Origin of the sequence: Pseudomonas sp. PDM13 (assembly GCF_025685765.1) — a bacterium.
Taxonomy (GTDB): domain Bacteria; phylum Pseudomonadota; class Gammaproteobacteria; order Pseudomonadales; family Pseudomonadaceae; genus Metapseudomonas; species Metapseudomonas solani.
On sequence record NZ_JAOTQU010000037.1, the window covers coordinates 1 to 16,122 of the forward strand.

At 62.3% G+C, this 16,122-nt stretch carries 16 protein-coding genes; 6 read left to right on the forward strand and 10 right to left on the reverse strand.

All coding sequences use genetic code 11. From position 1 onward, the window contains the following. Positions 1 to 38: 38 nt before the first annotated feature. The 4 genes from msrQ to ilvC form a co-directional block, all read right to left on the reverse strand. The gene (gene msrQ, locus OEJ36_RS27970) at positions 39 to 665 is read right to left on the reverse strand and encodes a protein-methionine-sulfoxide reductase heme-binding subunit MsrQ (protein ID WP_263404290.1); all 627 of its coding nucleotides are present in this window, start codon (positions 663 to 665) and stop codon (positions 39 to 41) included. Further along, positions 665 to 1,666 (reverse strand): protein-methionine-sulfoxide reductase catalytic subunit MsrP, encoded by a 1,002-nt coding sequence (msrP, locus tag OEJ36_RS27975; protein ID WP_263404291.1) that lies wholly within the window; start codon positions 1,664 to 1,666, stop codon positions 665 to 667. Before msrP ends, msrQ begins: the two co-directional genes overlap by 1 nt. A 61-nt stretch (positions 1,667 to 1,727) precedes the next feature. After that, positions 1,728 to 2,543: a CDP-diacylglycerol--serine O-phosphatidyltransferase gene (gene pssA, locus OEJ36_RS27980; protein WP_021219282.1), complete on the reverse strand. Its 816-nt coding sequence runs from the start codon at positions 2,541 to 2,543 to the stop codon at positions 1,728 to 1,730. 154 nt (positions 2,544 to 2,697) lie between these two features. Continuing rightward, the gene (gene ilvC / locus OEJ36_RS27985) at positions 2,698 to 3,714 is read right to left on the reverse strand and encodes a ketol-acid reductoisomerase (RefSeq protein ID WP_021219283.1); all 1,017 of its coding nucleotides are present in this window, start codon (positions 3,712 to 3,714) and stop codon (positions 2,698 to 2,700) included. Positions 3,715 to 3,838: 124 nt separating this feature from the next. Between ilvC and ilvY the strand changes: the two genes are divergently transcribed. After that, on the forward strand, positions 3,839 to 4,720 hold the full coding sequence (gene ilvY, locus OEJ36_RS27990; protein WP_263404292.1) for an HTH-type transcriptional activator IlvY: 882 nt from the start codon (positions 3,839 to 3,841) through the stop codon (positions 4,718 to 4,720). Between the two features lie 55 nt (positions 4,721 to 4,775). On the opposite strand, the gene ilvN is transcribed toward ilvY, so the two are convergent. Continuing rightward, positions 4,776 to 5,267, reverse strand: coding sequence for an acetolactate synthase small subunit (gene ilvN, locus OEJ36_RS27995; RefSeq protein WP_173179236.1), 492 nt, complete (start codon positions 5,265 to 5,267; stop codon positions 4,776 to 4,778). 2 nt (positions 5,268 to 5,269) lie between these two features. Then, complete coding sequence (locus tag OEJ36_RS28000; protein ID WP_263404293.1) at positions 5,270 to 6,994, reverse strand: acetolactate synthase 3 large subunit; 1,725 nt, start codon at positions 6,992 to 6,994, stop codon at positions 5,270 to 5,272. Between the two features lie 410 nt (positions 6,995 to 7,404). On the opposite strand from OEJ36_RS28000, the gene OEJ36_RS28005 reads away from it, so the two are divergent. Continuing rightward, positions 7,405 to 7,905 carry a DUF4124 domain-containing protein gene (locus OEJ36_RS28005; protein ID WP_263404294.1) on the forward strand — a complete coding sequence of 167 codons (501 nt, stop codon included), beginning with the start codon at positions 7,405 to 7,407 and terminating at the stop codon, positions 7,903 to 7,905. A gap of 40 nt (positions 7,906 to 7,945) precedes the next feature. Here OEJ36_RS28005 and OEJ36_RS28010 read toward each other — a convergent pair whose 3' ends face one another. From OEJ36_RS28010 to mrcB, 3 genes are read right to left on the reverse strand one after another with little or no spacing between them, the layout of a single operon-like run. Further along, on the reverse strand, positions 7,946 to 8,266 hold the full coding sequence (locus OEJ36_RS28010; RefSeq protein ID WP_263404295.1) for a YqcC family protein: 321 nt from the start codon (positions 8,264 to 8,266) through the stop codon (positions 7,946 to 7,948). Continuing rightward, the gene (locus OEJ36_RS28015) at positions 8,266 to 8,991 is read right to left on the reverse strand and encodes a tetratricopeptide repeat protein (RefSeq protein ID WP_031287622.1); all 726 of its coding nucleotides are present in this window, start codon (positions 8,989 to 8,991) and stop codon (positions 8,266 to 8,268) included. The genes OEJ36_RS28010 and OEJ36_RS28015 overlap by 1 nt, the downstream gene beginning before the upstream one ends. Positions 8,992 to 9,008: 17 nt before the next feature. After that, positions 9,009 to 11,327, reverse strand: coding sequence for a penicillin-binding protein 1B (gene mrcB / locus OEJ36_RS28020; RefSeq protein WP_263404296.1), 2,319 nt, complete (start codon positions 11,325 to 11,327; stop codon positions 9,009 to 9,011). A gap of 116 nt (positions 11,328 to 11,443) precedes the next feature. Between mrcB and OEJ36_RS28025 the strand changes: the two genes are divergently transcribed. The 4 genes from OEJ36_RS28025 to OEJ36_RS28040 all read left to right on the forward strand — a co-directional run bounded on the left by OEJ36_RS28025 (position 11,444) and on the right by OEJ36_RS28040 (position 14,849). After that, positions 11,444 to 13,003, forward strand: coding sequence for an AAA family ATPase (locus OEJ36_RS28025; protein ID WP_263404297.1), 1,560 nt, complete (start codon positions 11,444 to 11,446; stop codon positions 13,001 to 13,003). An 83-nt stretch (positions 13,004 to 13,086) separates the two neighbouring features. Further along, positions 13,087 to 13,434, forward strand: a complete 348-nt coding sequence (locus tag OEJ36_RS28030) for a pentapeptide repeat-containing protein (RefSeq protein WP_263404298.1) — start codon at positions 13,087 to 13,089, stop codon at positions 13,432 to 13,434. A gap of 236 nt (positions 13,435 to 13,670) precedes the next feature. Continuing rightward, positions 13,671 to 13,943, forward strand: a complete 273-nt coding sequence (locus OEJ36_RS28035) for a TfoX/Sxy family protein (protein ID WP_021219293.1) — start codon at positions 13,671 to 13,673, stop codon at positions 13,941 to 13,943. 105 nt (positions 13,944 to 14,048) lie between these two features. Then, positions 14,049 to 14,849, forward strand: a complete 801-nt coding sequence (locus tag OEJ36_RS28040; protein WP_263404299.1) for a cyclic nucleotide-binding domain-containing protein — start codon at positions 14,049 to 14,051, stop codon at positions 14,847 to 14,849. A 290-nt stretch (positions 14,850 to 15,139) separates the two neighbouring features. On the opposite strand, the gene OEJ36_RS28045 is transcribed toward OEJ36_RS28040, so the two are convergent. Further along, positions 15,140 to 16,072 (reverse strand): S1/P1 nuclease, encoded by a 933-nt coding sequence (locus OEJ36_RS28045; protein ID WP_263404300.1) that lies wholly within the window; start codon positions 16,070 to 16,072, stop codon positions 15,140 to 15,142. Between the last annotated feature and the right edge of the window lie 50 nt (positions 16,073 to 16,122).

The window sequence follows — 16,122 nt, forward strand, 5'->3', positions numbered from 1 at the left end:
GTGCGCATTATAGGGATCCGAAACGGCACGTCAACACTTTATTGAAATCTTTTCGTCATCTTCTCTGCAGGCCTCGGAACTGGCCGCTTGAGCCTCCTGGAAATCACCGGCAGGCGCAGCGCAAGAAGCGCGCTCCCGGCAATGGCATAGCCCGCCCATTCCGCCATATCCGCACGCACCACCCAAAGCATATGCAACAAGGCCAGTCCGAGAATCAGGTAGACGAGCCGATGCAGCTGCTTCCAGCGCCTACCGAGCCTCCGAATGCTGGACCGGTTCGAAGTCGCCGCCAGGACAAGAAGCATGAAGAAGGCCAGTGCGCCCACGATGATATAGGGGCGCTTGCTCAGGTCTTTCGCCAACTGGCCCAGATCCAAACCAAGCAAGAAAACCGCGTAGGCACTTATATGGAGTACCACATAGGTGAAGCACCAAAGCCCCAGCTGCCGGCGAACAGCGATCCAACCACCCCAGCCCGTCAGCTTCTGCAATGGCGTCATCCCAAGAGTGATGAGTAGGAGCCATAGCGCACCGAGCCCAAGGCGATCGACAAGCGTCTTCCCCGGGTCCGGGCCCAGGTCAAAAATCCAGGCCTGATATACCCATAAGGAAGGAGGAACCATCGCCGCCAGGAAAACCGCCACGCGCCACAACCGATACCGCATCAGTAGTACTTCCGCAGATCGAGGCCGCTATAGAGAGTGGCCACCTCGTCATAACCATTGAACATCCGCGTCGGAATCACGTTAGGGCTGAACAACCCACTGGGAAGACGCCGCTCATGAGCCTGGCTCCAACGTGGATGATCCACTTCAGGATTCACATTGGAATAGAAGCCGTACTCGTTGGGCGCAATGGCCTCCCAGGTCGTCTTCGGCTGCTCGGCTACCAGACTGATGCGCACAATGGATTTGATGCTCTTGAAGCCGTACTTCCATGGCACCACCAAGCGCAACGGTGCCCCATTCTGATTAGGCAGTACACGCCCATACATGCCAACAGCCAGCAGCGTGAGCGGATGCATCGCCTCATCCAAACGCAACCCTTCTATATAAGGCCAGTCGATCAACGAGAACCCCGAACGCACACCGGCCATCTCATCAGGAGCCAGTCGCGTCTCGAAGCGCACGAACTTCGCATTCCCGGTGGGCTCCACCAATTGCAGAAGATCCGCCAGCGGGAAGCCCAGCCAGGGGATGACCATCGACCACCCCTCGACGCAACGTAGTCGGTAGATACGCTCTTCCAGTCGATGAGGTTTCAGCAGGTCTTCGAGCGAGTAAGTACCTGGCTTAGCCACCTCCCCATCGATCTTCACCTGCCAAGGCTCGACGCTGAGCTTGTCCGCGTAACGCGCGGGGTCGCCCTTGTTGGTGCCAAACTCATAGAAGTTGTTGTAGTGGGTGGCATCCTTGAAGGGCGTCACCGGCTCGTTCCCCGCGGTGATCGCCTGCCAGTGGGCCTCCTGCAGCTTGCCCGAGAACCAGGCAGGCGCATTAGCCGGCTCTACATCGGCATAGGCTGGCTCGGCAGCCTGACCAGGAAGAGAAGAAAGTGCAGCGGCAGCCCCCACTCCCGCCATGAAGGCGCGACGCGAGAGGTAGATGGATTCGGGGGTTACTTCATCTTCACGGGAGGAAGACGCGGCGGGAGTTCTGATCAGCATGACGGCTCCACAGTTACGGCACGAGTTGCCCAGTAGACTGCGGAGCCGGGAGGAAATTACATCACTCGACGCGCTTGCGGCGACGCAGTTGCAGCAAGTATTGCACTGGGCCGGAAGCTGCGTAAGCAAGGAAGATCAGCAGCAGGATGCGCGGCGGGTCGCTGAACACCACGGCGAATGCCAGCACCACCACAAGGATGGCCACGAACGGGACGCGCCCCTTCAGGTCAAGGTCCTTGAAGCTGTAGTACTTGACGTTGCTGACCATCAGCATGCCAGCAGCCGCTACCAGCAGGGCGACGATGAAGGACATGTTCGAGCCCTTGATACCGAAATCACTGAACGCCCACACCGTACCTGCAACAACACCGGCGGCGGCCGGGCTGGCCAAGCCAATGAAGTAGCGCTTGTCGGTCTTGCCGATCTGGGTGTTGAAACGCGCCAGACGCAGAGCCGCGCCCGCTACATAGATGAAGGCGACCGTCAGACCAACGCTGTTGAGCCCACTCAGTGCCCATTCGAATGCCAACAGCGCGGGCGCGACGCCGAAGGCGACCATGTCCGAGAGCGAGTCGTACTCGGCGCCGAATGCACTCTGGGTATTGGTCAGGCGCGCAACCCGCCCATCGAGGCTATCGAGCACCATGGCAACGAAGATGGTGGCCGCCGCGACGGAGAAGTTTCCGTTCATGGCATTGATGATGGCGTAGAAGCCAGCGAACAGGTTGGCAGTCGTGAACAGGTTGGGCAGTAGATAGATGCCGCGATGACGGACCTTGCGCCCCTCATCATCGTGCCCCTCTTCGACATGCTCGTCGATCGGCAGCAGGCTTTCGGCGTCGGGAGCCTCGTTCGGCTCTTCGGGACGGTCACTCATGAACAACATCCTTGCGAGGTATGCGAATGAATTTGACCGGGATGCAACAGGCTGGTTCGCGTCACGTGCCCGGTAAACAGGCTTTATACCAGAAGCGGGAGCACCATGAAAAAACGCGGCCGTAGCCGCGTTTCTTCTTCGACCGCGCGAGACCTTAGTTCTTGGTCTTGTCGACGATCTTGTTGGCGGAGATCCACGGCATCATCGCGCGCAGACGCTCGCCAACCTGCTCGATCGGGTGAGCAGCGTTGTTGCGGCGGTAGGCGGTCATCGACGCATAGTTCGAAGCACCTTCCTGGATGAACATCTTGGCGTATTCGCCGTCCTGGATGCGCTTCAGAGCGTTGCGCATGGCCTGACGGGATTCGGCGTTGATGACTTCCGGACCGGTCACGTACTCGCCGTATTCGGCGTTGTTGGAGATCGAGTAGTTCATGTTGGCGATGCCGCCTTCGTACATGAGGTCAACGATCAGCTTCAGTTCGTGCAGGCACTCGAAGTAGGCCATTTCCGGCGCGTAGCCAGCTTCGACCAGGGTTTCGAAACCGGCTTTCACCAGCTCGACGCAACCGCCGCAGAGAACGGCTTGCTCGCCGAACAGGTCGGTTTCGGTCTCGTCCTTGAAGGTGGTTTCGATGATGCCGGTACGGCCGCCGCCAACGCCGCAGGCGTAGGACAAGGCAACGTTCTTGGCATTGCCGGAAGCGTCCTGGTAGATGGCGACCAGGTCAGGGATGCCGCCGCCCTTGACGAACTCGGAGCGTACGGTGTGGCCCGGAGCCTTCGGCGCGATCATGATCACGTCGAGGTCGGCACGCGGAACGACCTGGTTGTAGTGGATGGCGAAACCGTGGGCGAAAGCCAGGGTGGCGCCTTTCTTCAGGTTCGGCTCGACTTCGTCCTTGTACAGCTTGGACTGGAATTCGTCGGGGGTCAGGATCATGACCAGGTCGGCGGCTGCAACAGCTTCCGGCACGCTCTTCACAGTCAGGCCATGGGCTTGAGCCTTGGCGACGGTGGCGGAGCCCGGGCGCAGGCCGACAGTTACGTCGACACCGGAGTCTTTCAGGTTGCAGGCATGAGCATGACCCTGGGAGCCGTAACCGATGATGGCTACTTTCTTGCCCTGGATGATCGAGAGGTCACAGTCTTTGTCGTAATAAACTTTCATGTTCATGACTCTTCTAAAACGAAAGGGATGGGTGCGCGCACCGCGACAGAGGCACATTAAGCGATCAGACCCGTTGCGTAAAATGATATATTCGCAACGTCATGTGCCTGTAAATGAAACGCTTATGGACAACCACTCGCTCAGGCTCTTCCTTTCCCTGGCAGACAATCTGCACTTCGGCAAAACCAGCCGCGAGCAGCATGTCAGCCCCTCCGCACTCAGCCGAAGCATCAAGCAGCTCGAAGACGAAGTCGGCGCGCCCCTGTTCGTACGCGACAACCGTTCGGTCCAGTTGACCCGGGAGGGGCAACAGTTCCGCGAGTATGCCAGCGAGGTCATGAGCGGCTGGCACGCCATCCGCCAGCGGTTCATGCAGGACCAGGTGGACCTGCACGGCGAGCTCTCCCTGTATTGCTCGGTGACGGCAAGCTACAGCTTCCTCTACGACATCCTCAGCAGCTTCCGCCAGGACTACCCCCGCATCGAAATGAAGCTACACACCGGCGACCCCGCCAAGGCGGTCGAGCGAGTACAACAAGGGCTGGAGGATCTCTCCATCGGCGCTCGGCCCGACAACCTGCCGGCCGGCGTCGACTTCCAGTCGATCACCCGCTCGGAGCTGCGCTTCATCGGACCACAGTCACCTCAGTTACTGAGCGAGGAACAGCTGAGGCAGCCCACAGCGCAAAACTGGAAGGACGTGCCGATGATCCTATCGGAAGAAGGCCTGGCCCGAACACGCACCGAGCGCTGGCTGAAAAGCCACAGCATCAAGCCGCGGATCTATGCCCAGGTGGCTGGCAACGAAGCCATCGTCAGCATGGTGAGCCTGGGATTCGGCATCGGCGTGGTTCCGCAGATCGTGCTCGACAACAGCCCGCTGACCGAGCGCATCCGCATCTACGACATCCAGCCGCCATTGACCGCTTACGACATCGGCCTGTTCGCTCTGGAAAAGCGCCTCAAGGACCCGCTGATCGCCGCCTTCTGGAATCGCCGCCAATAAATCCGGGCAATAAAAAACCCCGCACAAGGCGGGGTTCTTCAAGACAGCATGGCGATCAGATGCTCAGCACCTTGTCGCCACGGGCAATGCCGGTAACACCACTGCGCACGGTCTCGAGGATCGACGCGGTGCCGATCGCCTGGATGAAGCTGTCCAGCTTGTCGGACGTACCGGCCAGCTGGATGGTGTAGACGCTACTGGTCACATCGACGATCTGCCCGCGGAAGATGTCGGTGGTGCGTTTGACCTCGGCGCGCTGGGCACCGGTGGCCTTCACTTTCACCAGCATCAGTTCGCGCTCGATGTGAGCGCTTTCCGACAGGTTCACCAGCTTGACCACTTCGATCAGCTTGTTGAGGTTCTTGGTGATCTGCTCGATCACCTCGTCCTGGCCGACGGTGGTCAGCGTCAGACGCGACAGGGTCGGATCCTCGGTGGGCGCTACGGTCAGGCTTTCGATGTTGTAGTTGCGTTGGGAGAACAGGCCGACGACGCGGGACAGCGCACCGGGTTCGTTCTCCAGCAGCAGGGAAATGATGTGTCGCATGTTCAGGTCCGCTCCGTCTTGCTCAGCCACATATCGCGCATGGCGCCATCCCGGATCTGCATCGGGTAGACGTGTTCGCTCGGATCGACCTGGATATCGAGGAACACCAGGCGATTCTTCAGCGCGAACGCTTCTTCCATCTTCGGCTTCAGATCCTTCAGGTCGGTGATGCGCATGCCAACGTGGCCATAGGCTTCAACCAGCTTGACGAAGTCCGGCAGCGACTCCATGTAGGAGTGCGAGTAACGGCTGTTGTACTGCATGTCCTGCCACTGGCGGACCATGCCCAAAGCACCGTTGTTGAGGTTGATGATCTTCACCGGCAGGTCGTACTGCAGGCAGGTGGACAGTTCCTGGATGTTCATCTGGATACTGCCTTCACCGGTCACGCACGCCACATCGGCGTCCGGGAAGTTGAGCTTCACGCCCATCGCCGCCGGGAAACCGAAGCCCATGGTGCCGAGGCCACCGGAGTTGATCCAGCGATTGGGCTTGTTGAAGCGGTAGTACTGCGCCGCGAACATCTGGTGCTGGCCCACATCGGACGCCACATAGGCATCACCCTTGGTGACATCGCACAGGGTCTCGATAACGGTCTGCGGCTTGATGATGCTGCCGTCGCCCATTTCATAGGGGAACAGGCCGCGGTCACCGCGCCACTCTTCGATCTGCTTCCACCAGCTGGCGACGGTCTCCTTGTTCGGGGTCTCGCCGATTTCCTTGAGGATGGCGACCATCTCGGTGAGGACGCTGTCCACCGGGCCCACGATCGGGATATCGGCCTTGATGGTCTTGGAGATCGAAGCCGGGTCGATGTCGATGTGGATGATCTTGGCGTTCGGGCAGAACTTGCTCGCGCCGTTGATCACACGGTCATCGAAACGCGCGCCGACAGCCAGGATCACATCAGCGTGGTGCATGGCCAGGTTGGCGGTGTAGCTGCCGTGCATGCCGAGCATGCCGACGAACTGGCGATCCATGCCCGGGTAGGCTCCGAGGCCCATCAGGGTGTTGGTCACCGGCAGGTTGAGCATCTTCGCCAGTTCGGTCAGCGGCTCGGAAGCGCCGCCCATGATCACGCCGCCACCGGCGTACATGATCGGACGCTTGGCAGCCAGCAGCATCTCGGCCGCCTTGCGGATCTGGCCGGAATGGCCACGAACGGCAGGGCTGTACGAGCGCAGCTTGACCTTCTTCGGGTAGCTGTATTCGAACTTCTGGGTCGGATCGCCCATGTCCTTCGGAATATCGACCACAACCGGGCCGGGACGGCCGGACTGGGCGAGATAGAAGGCTTTCTTGATCACTTCGGGGATTTCCGAAGGATGCTTGATGATGAAGCTGTGCTTCACGATCGGTCGGGAGATACCGACCATGTCGGTTTCCTGGAAGGCATCGGTGCCTACCATGCCGCTCGGTACCTGACCGGACAGCACGACCATCGGAATGGAGTCCATATAGGCGGTGGCGATGCCGGTGATGGCGTTCGTCGCACCGGGGCCGGACGTCACCAGCACCACGCCGGGCTTGCCGGTAGCGCGGGCGTAGCCGTCAGCCATATGGGTAGCAGCCTGCTCGTGGCGCACCAGGATATGGGTGACGTCACTTTCCTTGAACAGGGCATCGTAGATATGCAGGAGGGCACCACCCGGGTACCCGTAGATGTACTTAACGCCTTCGTCACGCAACGAGCGGACGACCATTTCAGCGCCAGATAAAAGCTCCACGTTGTTCACCTCTAAAACGCCAGTAAACCGCCCGCACCGGACGGCCTGAAATAGGTTTGCTTGCAAGCAGTGACGTGCACGACGGGTAGTCGAACTACATCAGCTACTGACTGAGCAAGCATCGGGTCAGCCCCTGAGAGTTGTTGCGGGACTTTCCCACCCAGCGCGAGGTAACGCGTTGCGGGTGTAACAGGTCGGCGCGGGTATGCACCTCATCGACTGCGGCAGCTACCGGCTTGCGGCCGGCCCACTGAAACAGCGAACCACGGATTCTTCGGATAAGCGTGCGACAAGTCAAGTAATCCGTAAGTGTTTCTTGCATCACAAGCCTGTGACACGTAGCAGCATGACGATAGGCGGGTTTTGGTTATAGTAATTGCCAGGTCTCGAGTCGATCACAAGGAAACAACATGCGTCGCATCATTCTCACAGGCAGCCTGCTGCTCGCCCTGAGCGGTTCTGTCATGGCCAGCCAGGTCTACAAATGGGTGGACGCGCAAGGTGTAACCCACTTCGGCGCGCAGCCGCCCCAAGGGCAGGACGCCACGTCGGTCAACACCGGCACCGGCGCCGCGCAGCCCAAGGAAGTCAAACCCACGTTCGAGAACCCCTACCCCGTCCAGCCCAAGGCCGAGGAAAAGACCGCCACGCCGGCGACGCCCGCCGCCCCTGGAAAGGCCAGCAGCGATGAGCAGCAGAAGGCGCTGGATGAAAAGGTGAAAAGCGATGTCGCCAAGCAAGAAGCCGAGCGCAAGAAATACTGCGACACGATGCGCACCAATCTCGCGCAGTTCCAGAACAACCCGCGTGTACGCATGGAAGTAAACGGTGAGATGCGCCGGCTGGGCGAAGACGAGCGTCAAACCAAGATTGCCGAAGCCAAGAAAGCGATCGACGAGAACTGCGACTGATCCATGGAACTGCGGCGCCTCTCGGCGCCGCATTCATGTCTCAACCGATCAACCGATCGAACTCTCCCAGCGACTCCAGCAGGGCTCGCACTTCCACCGGACGCTCACGGAAGGCCATCTCGGCCATCGGGCGAACCCCCGACGCCTGGGGCAGATCAGCCCCGGACTCCAGGATGACTTTCATCCTCGGCAGGAAGATCCACTGCAACCACTCTTCGAAGGCCAGCGTATCGACGCAGAACGGCTCCGGGCTGGAAAGCGCTTCTGCGCTGGGCGCCGTATCCGCCCACCATCCAAGCACGCGCAGTTCACGCTCGATCAGCAGCAACTGCTCAGCCACCTCGGAGAGGCGCGGATCCATCAGGAACTGACCTTGGCGCGCTGACGGGCCTGGGCGGCACCGGACGGGTCGCCCTGGCGCTCGCGGGATTTGGCGACCAACTCCCACAAACTCGCCTGCAACGCCGGGCGACCATTGGAAAGGCTCAGGCCACGACGAGCGAGCTGCTCGGCCTGGGCGGCATCGCCCTGGGCCAGGCGCACTTCAGCGAGGCGATAAAGCACCTGCGGCTCGCGCGGGGCGATGCGCTGGGCACGCTCCAGGCTGGAGGACGCGCCATTGAGGTCGCCACCGCCCTGTTGCTGCTGGGCGGTGGTCAGCAGCGCCAGCACGGGGCCGTCCAGCTGCTCGTCAGCGGCGAGGCTGCCGCCGCTGGGAATGCCGCTCGGCGCGGAAGGCATGCTGTAGCTGCCAGTGGAGATCGGTGCGGAGCTCGAAGGCCCTGGGGTGATCGGGCCAGGCGTGATGGGGCCGGAACTGATCGAGCCACTGATGGGCGCGCTCGGCGCCGGCATCGCCTGGGCGGAACTGCCGCTGGCCCCCGGCACCATCACCACCACACCGGAATCCTGGGAATCGTATTGAGGCTGCTGAGCAGCGACCGGGGCACGGTAGCCACCAGAGCCCTCTTCCTGTTCGGACATCGGGCCACCGGAGTCGACCACCGGAATGGCGTTTCGCTGGGGAGTCGCACAACCGGTCAGCATGACCGCAACGGTCAAGGCAGGAATCCACCCTTTATTCACATCAGATCCTCTTCGGTTCATTGCATCCAGCCACGGACCCAGTCCATCACCGAGTCCACTGGCGCACCCATGCCACAGGACTGGCCCGGCGCCGGCTCGCTGCCGCGAATATACGGCATCTGTACCGCACCCGGGCAGCTGGAGTCAGAGCCCTGGCCACTGTGCGGGTCGATCCATGCTTGCACAACGTTATCCGGCATCGGCATGTCCAGCGGCAGCGGATCAGCCTTGCGCATGAAGCCTGTCCACACCTGCAGCGCACCGGTCGCCCCGGTGAGTGGCGTCTTGCCGTTATCGTCGCGGCCCAGCCACACCACTGCCAGCAAATCCTGGCTGAAGCCGGCGAACCAGCTGTCACGGGAATCGTTGGTGGTGCCGGTCTTGCCGGCCAGGGTCAGCGAGCTTGGCAGCTGGGTATAGACCGAACGCCCGGTGCCCTCGCGCATCACCCGCTGCATGGCGTTCTGCACCAGGTAGATGGCGCCCGGATCGAAGCGCTGCTGGATCTGGAACGGATAACGCTTGAGCGGCTCGCCCTCAGCGGTCAGCACGCTGCGAATACCCCGCAAGGGCGTATTGAAGCCGCCATTGGCCAAGGTCTGGTACATGGTCGCCACCTCCATCGGGCTCAGTGCGCCTGCGCCCAGCAGCATGGACGGGAAGGCCGGCCACTCGCGGGAGACACCGAGTCGTTCGAGGGTTTTGAGCACATTCGGCACGCCCAGTTCCAGGCCCAGCTTGGCGGTCGACAGGTTGTACGAGTTCGCCAGCCCCTGGTACAGGTAGATGCTGCCGTGGGCCTGACGGTCATAGTTCTGCGGCGTCCACACCTGGCCGTCCTGCCCCTTCACCGAGAACGGCTCATCCTGCACCCAGCTGGTCAGGGTGTACTGGCTGGGCCGCTCCAGGGCGGTGAGGTAGACGGCGGGCTTGATCAGCGAGCCGATCGGGCGCACAGCGTCGATGGCGCGGTTGAAACCGGCGAAGCGCGGCTGGCGGCTACCGACCAGCGCCTGCACTTCCCCCGTCTCGGGGTTGCTGACGACCATGGCGGATTCGACCTCATCGACACCCTTGCGACCGGACAGGCGCTTGAGGGTTTCATCGAGGGCGGATTCGGCTTTGAGCTGCAGGATCGGGTCGAAGCTGGTGAAGATGCGCAGCCCTTCCTCGGTAAGGTCTTCGTCACGGTAGTCCTGACGCAGCTGGCGCTTGACCAGGTCGAGGAAGGCCGGGAACGAACTGTCCGCCAGGCTGCCGCGCTGGGTCACGCCCAGCGGCTTGGCCTTGGCCTCAGCGGCCTCCTCCGGCGTGACGATGCCCTGTTCAGCAAGCAGGTCCAGCACCAGGTTACGGCGCTCCAGCGCACGCTCCGGGTTGCGTCGCGGGTTGTACTGGGACGGGCCCTTGACCATACCCACCAGCAACGCGACCTGATGCAGCTTCAACTCGGAAAGCGGCTGGCTGAAGAAGTACTGGCTGGCAAGACCGAAGCCGTGCACGGCGCGCTGGCCGTCCTGGCCGAGGAACACCTCGTTGAGGTACGCCTCGAGGATCTCGCGCTTGTCGTAATGCACCTCGAGCAACACCGCCATCATGGCTTCGGTGGCCTTGCGGCTGATGCTGCGCTCGTTGGTCAGGTAGAAGTTCTTCACCAACTGCTGGGTCAGGGTACTGCCGCCCTGGCGCAGCTGGCCGGCGGTGGCGTTGACCCAGATCGCACGCGCGATGGACTTGAGCGAAACACCCCAATGGTTGAAGAACTCACGGTCCTCCACCGCCACCAGTGTCTCCACCAGATAGGCCGGGACCTGGTCCAGCTTGATCAGCACCCGATCCTCATGATGGGCAGGATAGAGGCCGCCGATCAGCAGCGGCTCGAGGCGCGCGACCGCAAGGTTGCTGCCGTTGGCCTGGGTCAGGCCCGCCACATAATCGCCAGAGAAGCGCACCTTGATCCGCTGCGCAGGCTCGGGGCCTTCATAGAACTGGAAGCCGCGGGTATTGAGTTCCACCGCCGCACCGGCCACCGAAGCGGAACCCGGGCCGTTGGACGCGCTTTCGCGGCGATAGCCCAGCGCATCGAGTTCCTTGAGGAAATCATCCTTGGCCAGCTTCAGGCCAACGAACAATTCCAGCGGTCGCGCATAGACCTTGGCTGGAACCGTCCAGCGCTTGCCGGAGAATTTTTCCTGGACGATCGCGTCGAGGTAGATGGCGAATCCCGCCAGCACGACCAGGCCCACAAGGCCGAGCTTCAAGCCCCAGCCAAATAGGGTTCGGAGGCCGCTGGAGCGGGGCTTTTTACGGGCGCGGGGGGATCGGGAACGAGTCATGGCGGCGCATTATACGCACTTTATCCACAGCCAGAAGGCGCCTCCTGACGGTTTGCAGAGTGGTGCACAGCGGCCATAATCCCCCGCTCTGCCAGCATCTCCAGCAAGGAAAGACCGTGAGCCAAGCACTGATTACCGCCCTGCAAGACCCCGCCCTTTATCCGCATCCCGTGGAAGGCTTCAAGGTCATCGAGACGCACATCTCCTGGGTACTCCTCACCGGTCCCTACGCCTACAAGATCAAAAAGCCGGTCAACTTCGGCTTCCTCGACTTCACCGACCTGGCTGCCCGCGAGCGCTTCTGCGGTGAAGAGGTGCGCCTCAATCAACGCCTCACCCATGACCTGTATCTCGACGTGCTGCCGATCACCGGCAGCGAAGCGGCCCCGAAGCTGGGCGGCGAAGGTCCGGCCATCGAGTTCGCCATCCGCATGGCGCAGTTCCCCCAGGCCAACCTGCTGAGCGAAGTGCAGTCGCGTGGCGAGCTCACCCCAGCCCACATCGACGCCCTGGCCATACAGATCGCCCAGTTCCACATGGAGTCGCCCCAGGTCGCCATCGAGCACCCGCTGGGCACCCCGGAAATGGTCATGGCCCCGGTGCAGCAGAACTTCGACCAGATCCGCCCGATGCTGAGCAACAAGGCCGACCTGCAACAACTCGACGCCCTCGAAGCCTGGGCCCAAAGCAGCTACGAGCGCCTGCTGCCACTGCTGGCCGAACGCAAGAAGAATGGCTCGATCCGCGAATGCCATGGCGACATCCACCTGGGCAACGCCACCCTCATCGAAGGCGAAGTGGTGCTGTTCGACTGCATCGAATTCAACGAGCCCTTCCGCTTCACCGACGTCTATGCCGACATCGGCTTCCTGGCCATGGACCTGGAGGATCGCGGCCTCAAGTCGCTGTCCCGTCGCCTGGTCAGCCGCTACCTGGAAGAGACCGGCGACTACAAGGGCCTGGAAGTGCTGAACTTCTACAAGGCCTACCGCGCACTGGTCCGCGCCAAGATCGCCCTGTTCAGCCTCGCCCACCAGAGCGACGCCGTGCAGCAGGCCGCCACCCTGCGCCAGTACCGCAACTACGCCAACCTGGCGGAAAGCTACAGCGCCATTCCCTCGCGCTTCATGGCCATCACCCACGGTGTGTCGGCCGTCGGCAAGAGCCACGTGGCACTGCGCCTGGTGGAAGCCCTCGGCGCCATCCGCCTGCGCTCCGACGTCGAGCGCAAGCGCCTGTTCGGTCAGCAGCAGGGCGAGCAAAACGACCTTTACAGCGGCATCTACAGCGCCGAGGCGACCGCCCGCACCTACCAGCAACTGCATGACCTGGCGGAAACCGTGCTGCACGCCGGCTTCCCGGTGGTGATCGACGCGGCCTACCTCAAGCAGGCCCAGCGCCAGGCCGCCCAGGACGTCGCCGAGCAGGTTGGCACCCCCGTCGTCATCCTCGACTGCCACGCCCCGGAAGCGGTCATCGCCGGCTGGCTGGAACAGCGCAAGCAGCAGGGCGGCGACCCATCCGATGCCACCCTGGAGGTCGTGCGCGCCCAGCAGGCGAGCCGCGAGGCCCTGACTGCGGAAGAACAGACCCACAGCAAGCGCATCGACACCCACGACGCCAGCAGCCTGGACAGCCTGGTCGAGCGCATCCGTCAGCACCTGCCCGGTCTCTGATCGGACGCTGCCCTACGCCCCATGGCGGGCACTGCCCGCCATGGGCTCTATACTCCCGGTGAACTCTCACCGGATGAGTACCCATGAGCGCACCACGCCAACTCGATAGCCCCCTCTATCGCCTGCTGCATAACGACGATGTCGTCGGCTTCAATGACCAGAAGCCCAAGGAAGGCTCGGTCGACCTCGCCTCGGGCGACTTCCGCGGCCTCGACCTACGCACCCTCGATGCCGCACGCATCGACTTCACCGACGCCTATTTCCGCGGCGCCGACCTGCGGGGCGTCGACCTGCGCGAAGCCAGCCTGGAAGGCGCCAGCATCGCCCATGCGCAGATATCCGGCGCCTACTTCCCCACCGAACTGGCGGCCGACGAGATCCTCATGTCGGTCAATTTCGGCACCCGCCTGCGCTACAACACCCACAAGTAGCCAGGCCAACCTGCAGACCCAACCTGTGATCGGCCCCGCTCGGTTAGCGCCCACGCGGATGCCGTCTACGCTGATATCCGGGCGCGAACTCCGCAAAAGCGGATTGGAGGGGCCAACGCCCGCCGGGCGCGGGACAGGGATGATGCCACTGGGCCACGCAGTAGCAGATGGCCGCTACACTTCCCGGGTGAACCGGGTAATGAGTCCTTCGCGCCCCACCAACGCAAGGAGGCTGGATGAACGACGAACTGCAACACCTGAAGAATCTTGGCAAGACCTCGGCGCAGTGGCTGCATGCGGTGGGCATCCACAGCGCCTCGGACTTGCGCCGCCTGGGTGCGGTCGGGGCTTATCGTGCAGTACGGGCACGGGGCTTTCGCGCCTCCAAGGTCCTGCTCTACGCGATCGAGGGTGCGCTGCTGGATGTGCACTGGAACGACTTGCCGCCCAGCCACAAGGCTGAACTCAACGGTCAACTGGACGCACTGCAGCCCCACAACAAGAGCTAGCTCACAACCTGGACGTTGGAGGATTTACTGCGATAGCAATGCGCCCTATTGTTTCAGGGACGTTCGTGCGTCCAAGCCGCCCAGCCAGTTCAAGGAATTACTGTCATGTACCTACTCGGGGAGCAACCTGCTTACGCCGACCAGCTGATCAACCGACTGCAAAGCATTCCCGGCCAGCTGCTCGATGGGCTAGAACCCTCGGGCCCACCCCTGCGCCTCGATGCAGTGGAGGACCTGGCCAAGGTGCTGCCCGGCAATCAGCTGTTCCTCATCGAGAACGGCCTGCTCCACGCGCTGGTCGACGAACGCCCGCTGTTCTACCTCCAGGAAGGTGACCTCGTAGGCCTGCGCCAAGGCATCGAACTGCCGAGCTGCCGCTACCGCAGCGACGAGCCGCTGAGCCTGGTCCCCTATGCGCGCGGCGACGTGTTCAAGCACATCTATGGCAGCGAGAAAGGCCAGGAACTGTTCATCCAGTACCTGATCGGCCACACCGCGCTGCTGTCCGACGCCCTCGCCCGCCTCAAGCAGCCCGAAATCCGCCCCGCCACCGGCTTCCAGCACTTCGCCGCCGGCGAGGAGCTGATCCACCAGGGCGACGAAGCCGACCATGTGTTCATCATCATCGAAGGGCACGCCGAAGCCTTCGTCGACGGGCAGAAGGTCGGTGACGTGCAGAAGGACGAAATCTTCGGCGCCATGGCCGTGTTCACCCGCGAGAAGCGCAGCGCCACCGTGGTCGCCAGCGAGCCCTGCACGGTGATGGTGATCCCCAAGGACCAGTTCCTCAGCCTGATGCAAAGCAACCCGCGCATCGCTCACAGCCTGATCGAGAGCATGGCCCGTCGCATCGACCTGCTGAATAAGGAAGTCACCCAGCAACGCCAGGCAAAACCGGCGGAGTGACCTTCGGCACCCCCACAAAAAACCCCGGCCAAGTGCCGGGGTTTGTGCTTTACAGCCCACCTCGATGAGCGAGATGAAAATAATTCGCAGAAAGCGTTGACAGCGAAATGAGAATTGTTATTATTACCACAACTGGTCGCGAGATCAGCCGGTAAGCTGGGAGACCAAGCAGTCGGACTCTTCAGATTATCTCCTCATCAGGCTAATCACGGTTATTGACCCGGCAATTTTGCCGGGTCTTTTTTTGCCTGTGAGAAAGTGCCGCCGCTTCGCTCCCACGGCACCGCCCATTACTTCTTCGGCGCGCCTTCCGGCAGGTTGGCATTGAGCAGCAGCGCCAGGCGGACGCCCGCTTCCTGTACACGACGCTCGGCCAGGGGCAGGAATTTCTTCAGGTAACGGCGATCCAGGGTGTCCTGGTTGCCCCCTGCCTCGCCCTCCTCGTCACCACCCTGGGTGCCACGACGGGCCCACTCCTCGCTCTTCGACTGCTTGAAGGCATCCGGCTTGAAGGCCTTCTTGCCGCCGGTCTTCGGGTACAGGTCGTCGTCACGGACGATGGCGCAGGACTCCCCCGACCAACTCGCCGGAGTACCCACCTCGGGTTTTGGCAGGTCCTCGGACAGCTTCGCCGTATAGGCCGCCTGGTCCAGGCGGCGGCTCGCCAGCAGGTAGCTGTCCCAGACGCTGTGCAGGTTGTAGTCACGCCCGCCGACCACCACCGGGAAGTCGTTGCCGCCCTTGTCCAGGCGATAGCTGTTATGCAGCGGCTGGTGGATGTCACCCACGAAGTGCACCACGAACATCAGCGCCATGACCTTCTGGTTGTCGTTCGCCTTGGGGTCGGCCAGCAGCGCCGCATTGCGCTCGATGGCCGCCACCACGCACTGGCCGTCCGGGCAATCACGCGGGGCCTGGTAGGTGCAGTCATCGGTCTTGTAGGTGATGTAGTGCTGCGCACGGGTCTGCTCCCAGAGCGTCTGGAAGTCCGGCATGTTGCGCAGGTTGTCCGCCCAGCTGGCGACAGCAGAAAGGTGCTGCTGCCGCACCAGCGCCAGCAGGCGATCGGCCTCGGCCTTGGCCGCTGGCGTCAGTTGCGCTTCGGCGATATCCGCCACCACCGCGTGGCCCAGCTGACCCCAGGCACCGGCCTGGGCACCCCAGAGCAGGCTGCCGATGAAGAGACCAGCGCCCAGCGCCCGACGAAATCCGTTGTGCTGCATGTTTCCCCCTAATGGCTGTGCCCAGGCATGAAGCGCCCCCGGGCGCGCCT